This window comes from Runella sp. (genome assembly GCF_027484545.1).
GTDB lineage: Bacteria > Bacteroidota > Bacteroidia > Cytophagales > Spirosomataceae > Runella.
In genome coordinates this window covers 1-6,060 of sequence record NZ_JAIXST010000156.1, presented here as the reverse complement: position 1 = coordinate 6,060, position 6,060 = coordinate 1, and the positions used below count along the sequence as shown (strand labels likewise).

Here is a 6,060-nt window from a genome sequence, read left to right as displayed (position 1 = left end):
CGGGTGAGCCGTCAGCACCTCATCAACCTCGACCATATCGCCAAGTTTATGAAAGGGGAAGGCAGTTATGTCATCATGACCGACGGTCAGAGTATCACCGTAGCCCGCAGTCAAAAAGAAAAGCTGGTAGAGAGGTTTGGATGGTTATGAGAACCAACAGTTGAACTGAACCTGACAATGCCTCAGAAAAGCTTACAAAGTCAGATTCAGAACGTAATTAATACAGTTTTTACTTACAATTTATCAGGTGAAATGGGTTGAGGTATAACGTTGTGGATAGGTTTGCAGCTTTTTAAGTAGGCAAAAACGGCACGCAAATCTTCGTCTTTCATGTTTACATAATTTTGCCACGGCATAGGTGGCAATAGAGGGCGAGCGGTGGCTATTCCCTTACTTTTCCCTTGTGTCATGGCTATTTTAAATTGCTCATAGGTCCAGGAACCAATGCCCGTCGCATCGGGTGTTATGTTTGCTGCAAACGATGCTCCCCACGGACCAACTGACATGGTAAGGGTTGGGAAAAATAAGGCCCAATCTTTCAAAGCCTCTTTGTTTACTTTCGGCATAGGAATGGCGGAAGGGTGTCCCGAAAGCCCCAAAGCAGGGTCGGGGGCGGGGCCTTGTGAGGTCATCATCTTAGGTGCATGACAGTCGCCGCAACCCAAAATGCCGACCAAATATTCCCCTTTTTTGATTAGGGCATCATCGGCCAATTTCGTCTTTTTGGGAGGTTCTGCTTTGTTAAAAGAACTTAGAAACATAGCCCCTGCAAATGCCATAACAGAGAGTGAAATCAATTGGGTTTTCATTGTTTTTGAATTGGTTTGAGGTAATAAAATAGATAGATTTTTAAAAATTTGAAATGAATGGAACGTGGGTTAAATATTTTCGGAAGGATGCTTGTACCCTGCACGGTATTCTCGTTTTAATAGTTGGGTGGCCATGGTATTGCTCTTAGGGTTAAGACTTTCTTTGGTGACAATCCCCATTCCTGTACGATACGCCAAATCTGCCATAATCATGGCGGTATTGGTTTGGATAGCGTCGCTTAGTGGTGCCGAAATATTTTTGTTTGACTTGGCCATGATTCCATCGTACAATTCAACAAACTGTTTCTTGATGCCATCATTCATTTTTACGTTGAACTCCTCCGTCCAGGGCTTGAAGCCGATTTCACCGTGATTAATTTTTGGTTTTCCACCTTCTGGATACACTTCCCAGCCAAACTCACCCTCAAAAATCGTTGCTTTTTCGCCCATGTACCACACCCCGATATTGGTATCAGGGTTGAGCGACTGATAGCCCCACGCTCGTTGCGAATATTGTACTGGTAAGTTGCCGTATTTGAAATGAACGTCCATGTAGTCGGGCTGTTCTTGCCCTATATTTTTCAGATTACCGCCAGTTGCCATGACCGAATCGGGCAACCCCAAACCCATTAATTTGCGGGCATTGTGTAGATAATGACTGCCCCAATCTATCATTGTGCCGTGTCCAAAGGCATAGTTAGCCCGCCAATTAGGCGTGTCGCTATCGGGGTTACACAGGAATTTTTGTTTGGGAGCAGGGCCACAAAAAGCCTCGAAATCAATGTGATTAGGGACAGGTTTTTCAACAACGGAGCCTTCGGGGTTGTGCAGATTGACCAAGACTTGACGAATCGTACCCGCCGCACCGCTATCAATATAGGCTTTGATTTGTTCGTTGATCCCAAACTGTACTCGTTCAAAGTCCACCACGACTACATTCCCTGCTTTTTGGTGGGCTGTCATCATCGCTTTCGACTCGGCGATGTCGAAGCTGACGGGTTTTTCGAGAAATACGTGCAGCCCTTTTTTGCAGGCGTCTATAAACTGTAAAGCGTGCCAGTGCGTGCGTGAAGCAATAATAACTGCCTCCAAATCAGGCATTTCGTACATTTTTTTGTAGTCGCTAAAAATAACGGGCTTCGGCAAACCTGCTTTTTGCAATACATCCAGCGATTTCTGAAAGGCTTTTTGATTGACATCGCAAAGGGCTACGATTTCAAATTTACCACTGGCCAAGGCATTGGGCAGCAGCAAGTCAGAGCCGAACCAACCGGTTCCCAAAACTGCTATTTTAATTTTTCTTTCGGCAGAAAAAACGTTGTTGGACAAGGCCAAACCCAGCGATGTCAAGCCTGTATTTTGTATAAATTGCCTGCGGTTCATCTTGAATTTGTTTTTGAGGTTTCAAAAAATAAATTAGATTTGTTTTAAAATTACTAAACCAATGAAAGGCATCGTAAGTGACCCTGATATTCTGAGTGGAACACCTGTGTTTATGGGGACAAGAGTTCCTGTTAAGACCTTAATTGATTATCTGGCAAGCGGTGTAAACACGCTGCAAGATTTTTTGGAAGATTATCCTTCAGTAAATCCTACTGATGCCAAACAAGTAATTGGGCAGTTGGGGCAACAATTGCTTCATAGTGAACTCATTGCTGCATGAAACTGTATCTTGACGAAAACCTTTCACCCAGATTTAGGCATTGTTTTGACTCCCATCTTTTTCAAGTTTATACCTATCAATTCATGGGTTGGCAAGGCAAAAAAAATGGCGAACTACTTTCATTACTTACTCAAAATAGTTTTAGAGGTATCATTACTTCCGACAAACTGATGTATAGTGACAAACAGTTGCAACAGTATCAACTTCATTTTCTATTGCTTCAATCTGCTTTTGATACCCCTACTGAAAGAATCCCACTTTTTGAGCTTTTGAATATCTTCTTGACAAATCATTATCAAAGAATTGACAGTGCTCAATCCTCAAAAATCATTATAGCTGACGGGATTGTTGACAAAACACTTGTACGAGGTATTCATCCGATTTGGCTTCAATAAAAATGCTACTTCGTTTTAGGCGTATAATGATGTACCGACTCCCCCACTATTTTCCATTGACCGTTGATTTTTTCTAACATTCTCATCTCGTACGAATACGATTTAGTACCGTCTTTGGCGGTGGTTTCTTGGTCGTGACTCGACCATGCTGCATCACCAATAATCCCAATTCGGTAATTGGAATTTATTGAATTGCCGCCACCACCCATTATATCTGACGTTGGGTTGAGCATCACGGCAGGTGGTACGTCAATGGATGTACCGTCTGGAAGTGAAACGAGAATTCTGCTGTATGGCTGCACATGCCAACATTCAGCATGACCTTTGATATCTCCTGCCCGCCAAGTGTCGGTTTCTCGTTGGACGACGGCTTTGATCGCTGCTTCGTCGTTGGTTTGGGCAAAGAGTCCCAATGGAAAGGCGAGTAGTAAGTAGAGTACCAATTTTTTCATTTTGAATAGGGTTTAACAGAAAGCAGATATGTTGGAACAAATAAAATAGCTTCGATCTGCACCTGCCAATAAAGTAGGGTGAAAGGGGCCTATTTTTGAGTAAGCTATAAGAATGATTGAGGGAATACTTTTCTAAACCAGTTCCTACAAAAGTACGGCTCTCATGTAGCTACTTAGTGGTAAAAAAACGTCATTTACTTGTGTAGCGGGAATGTATTATTGTTCTCTCGAAGATTACTTTGGTTCGCTCAAAAAACCTGCCGTTCCCTGAAAAAATTAGCCGGATTTGAGCTTAATCATATACCTTGTGCATTGAAAGATTCTAACAAATAGGATGCAAAAAGATAACACACGTACAGTACGGGTGAAACAGATTGGCTATCTGTAATTATCTGTTTTACTTGTTTTATCAATGCTCCATTGATTTTAGCCAAACCCCCATCGTCATTCACGGTACTCCCGACTGGAAACAGGGAGTGAATAGAGAGGAAAATGTGCTTTTTTATGACGATAAAAGTGGGGATAACGTCCCTTTTGACGTAATTCAGAAACAAGCGTTTCGGCCTTTTTCTCAAAAAGTGCCTGACCATATTCAGCAATCGCCCGTTTCGACGATTATTACTTGGCTTACTTTTAGAATCTCAAATACGCTCCTACCCAAATCTCAGAAACGTTACTCGAAGTAGGTCGTCACGGTCAGGTTGAATTGTTTGACAGCTCGGGGCGGCAGTTGCAGCAAACGGGCGTTTATTTTACGCCTTATAATGTACACGATTGGCAAGCCATTCGGTTAGTAGTTACCCCATTGAGTACCAAGACTTACTACCTAAAAGTGTCGAATCTGGTACGAGTGGTTGATCCACTTAAAGTAATGCTACACACTCCGACGAGTTTGCGATTGTGGTTTGCGGATAATTCATACTTTACACGTTGGTTATTTTTAGGATTAGCAATCGTTGCGAGTGGGTTGCTGATTATGAGCTTATTTGCCTTTACTCAATATCATTTCACGCGTGACAAGGTGTTTTTGTATTACGCCATTTTTTGCTTTATCGCGGGTTTTTTCGTGGTCTGGAACATGAACTTTCGGTTGGGATTGGGGCTACCTCTGCAAATGAGGTCAACCAGCCGTAACTTTACGTTTATCATGGCCTTTTTTTACGTTTTATTCCTTGCCAAATTTGTCAACCTGGCCACGTATGCACCCAAGACGTGGAGAGTGATGAAAGTTTTTCTACTTGTCTTTGTCGCTCAGGAGTCCCTTGTTGGATATGAATATTTTTATGGATTAGTTTTTCACTCGAATTGGCCTTACTTACGCCAAGATGTTACGTTTTTGCTGTCAGGTATCATTTTGTTTACCAGTGTTTTAAGGTCAAAGAGTCCATATAAGGTATATCTTTTAGCGGGTATTTCGAGTGTATGGGCTATTGCTTTTTTGAGTATGTTCTTAGACGTAAGAGTGGCAAAAGGGAACCCGTCACTTTTGGTTTTTATCAACTATATTCCCTTCTTTTTTGGCTTGGGAATGTTGCTGGAAAATTTCTTTTTCTTAATTGCCCTTGCTTATCGAAATCGGTTGGTAGAAATTGAAAAAAATAAGATGCAAGTCCGCTACGCCGAGCAACTGGAACGGCAGTTGGAGTTTCGTACCAAAGAAGTACAGGCGCAGAGTAAAATTTTGGAAGAACAGCACATTCGACAATTGGAAAGTAATTTTGAACAAAAAATTGCCGAAACCGAAATGACGGCGCTTCGAGCGCAGATGAACCCTCACTTTATTTTCAACTGCCTGAATTCCATTAAGTTATATACGCTCGAAAACGACGTTTTCACAGCTTCCGAATATTTAACAAAGTTTTCACGATTGATTCGGCTGGTGCTGGAAAACTCACGTTCGGAGAAAGTAACCCTTGAAAATGAATTAGAAACGTTAGAATTGGACATTGCGATGGAAGCAATGCGGTTTAAAAACAAAGTAAAGTATCACATAACTATTGATGAAACCATTGATTATCAATACATTGAAATTCCGCCGCTGTTGCTTCAACCCTACGTTGAGAATGCGATTTGGCACGGATTGATGCACAAAGAAGAAGGCGGTACAGTGACCATAACCGTAGAGACGCAAAATAATGCGACGCTGCTTAGGGTAATCATTACGGATGATGGCGTAGGGCGTGCCGCTTCGAATGAATTGAAAAGCAAATCGGCTACTAAAAATAAATCCTTTGGCCTGAAAATGACTTCCGAGCGTATTGAACTCATCAATCAATTGTACAAATCAAAAACACAGGTACAAATAGACGATTTAGTGAATGCAGAAGGCCACGCAGCCGGTACGCGTGTGATTGTAAAGATACCGATTTAACCCCCTGATATGAAAGCAATTATCATAGATGATGAACCCGACTGCGTAAAGTTATTGGCCTTACAGTTGAAAATGTATTGCCCCCAAGTAGAGGTAATTGCCGAATGCACGGGTAGCGATGAAGGTCTCAATGCCATTCGGTCCAATGCTCTGGATGTGGTTTTTATGGATATTGAAATGCCCAAAATGAACGGCTTTCAGTTGTTGGAAATGGTGGGAGATTTGAATTTTGCAGTCGTTTTTGTCACTGTTTACGATAAATTTGCGGTAAAGGCATTCAAATTCAGTGCGATAGATTACCTGCTCAAACCTACTGATGCCAAAGATTTGATTGCGGCAGTGCAAAAAGTAGAACGGAGCCGTCGAGTGG

The 6,060-nt window shown here is 42.1% G+C and carries 9 protein-coding genes; 6 read left to right on the top strand and 3 right to left on the bottom strand.

Annotated features, from left to right (window positions below; all coding sequences use genetic code 11):
- Nucleotides 1-3 precede the first annotated feature (3 nt).
- Nucleotides 4-150: a LytTR family transcriptional regulator DNA-binding domain-containing protein gene (locus tag Q0081_RS14410; protein WP_298354631.1), complete on the top strand. Its 147-nt coding sequence runs from the start codon at nt 4-6 to the stop codon at nt 148-150.
- Nucleotides 151-233: 83 nt separating this feature from the next.
- Here the strand turns inward: Q0081_RS14410 and Q0081_RS14405 are convergent, their stop codons facing one another.
- Both Q0081_RS14405 and Q0081_RS14400 read right to left on the bottom strand, forming a co-directional pair.
- Nucleotides 234-809 carry a diheme cytochrome c-553 gene (locus tag Q0081_RS14405; protein WP_298354630.1) on the bottom strand — a complete coding sequence of 192 codons (576 nt, stop codon included), beginning with the start codon at nt 807-809 and terminating at the stop codon, nt 234-236.
- A gap of 69 nt (nt 810-878) precedes the next feature.
- On the bottom strand, nt 879-2,192 hold the full coding sequence (locus tag Q0081_RS14400; protein WP_298354628.1) for a Gfo/Idh/MocA family protein: 1,314 nt from the start codon (nt 2,190-2,192) through the stop codon (nt 879-881).
- Nucleotides 2,193-2,253: 61 nt separating this feature from the next.
- Between Q0081_RS14400 and Q0081_RS14395 the strand changes: the two genes are divergently transcribed.
- Both Q0081_RS14395 and Q0081_RS14390 read left to right on the top strand, forming a co-directional pair.
- Nucleotides 2,254-2,472 (top strand): DUF433 domain-containing protein, encoded by a 219-nt coding sequence (locus tag Q0081_RS14395; protein ID WP_298354627.1) that lies wholly within the window; start codon nt 2,254-2,256, stop codon nt 2,470-2,472.
- Nucleotides 2,469-2,867 (top strand): DUF5615 family PIN-like protein, encoded by a 399-nt coding sequence (locus Q0081_RS14390; protein WP_298354625.1) that lies wholly within the window; start codon nt 2,469-2,471, stop codon nt 2,865-2,867. The genes Q0081_RS14395 and Q0081_RS14390 overlap by 4 nt, the downstream gene beginning before the upstream one ends.
- 5 nt (nt 2,868-2,872) lie before the next feature.
- On the opposite strand, the gene Q0081_RS14385 is transcribed toward Q0081_RS14390, so the two are convergent.
- Nucleotides 2,873-3,319, bottom strand: coding sequence for a nuclear transport factor 2 family protein (locus Q0081_RS14385; RefSeq protein WP_298354623.1), 447 nt, complete (start codon nt 3,317-3,319; stop codon nt 2,873-2,875).
- Nucleotides 3,320-3,693: 374 nt separating this feature from the next.
- Here Q0081_RS14385 and Q0081_RS14380 point away from each other — a divergent pair, with 374 nt between their 5' ends.
- From Q0081_RS14380 to Q0081_RS14370, 3 genes are all read left to right on the top strand, one after another.
- Nucleotides 3,694-4,005, top strand: a complete 312-nt coding sequence (locus tag Q0081_RS14380; RefSeq protein ID WP_298354621.1) for a hypothetical protein — start codon at nt 3,694-3,696, stop codon at nt 4,003-4,005.
- Nucleotides 4,006-4,025: 20 nt separating this feature from the next.
- Nucleotides 4,026-5,690 (top strand): histidine kinase, encoded by a 1,665-nt coding sequence (locus Q0081_RS14375; RefSeq protein WP_298354619.1) that lies wholly within the window; start codon nt 4,026-4,028, stop codon nt 5,688-5,690.
- Nucleotides 5,691-5,699: 9 nt separating this feature from the next.
- A partial coding sequence (locus Q0081_RS14370; RefSeq protein WP_298354617.1) for a LytTR family DNA-binding domain-containing protein occupies nt 5,700-6,060 on the top strand: 361 nt, incomplete at its 3' end.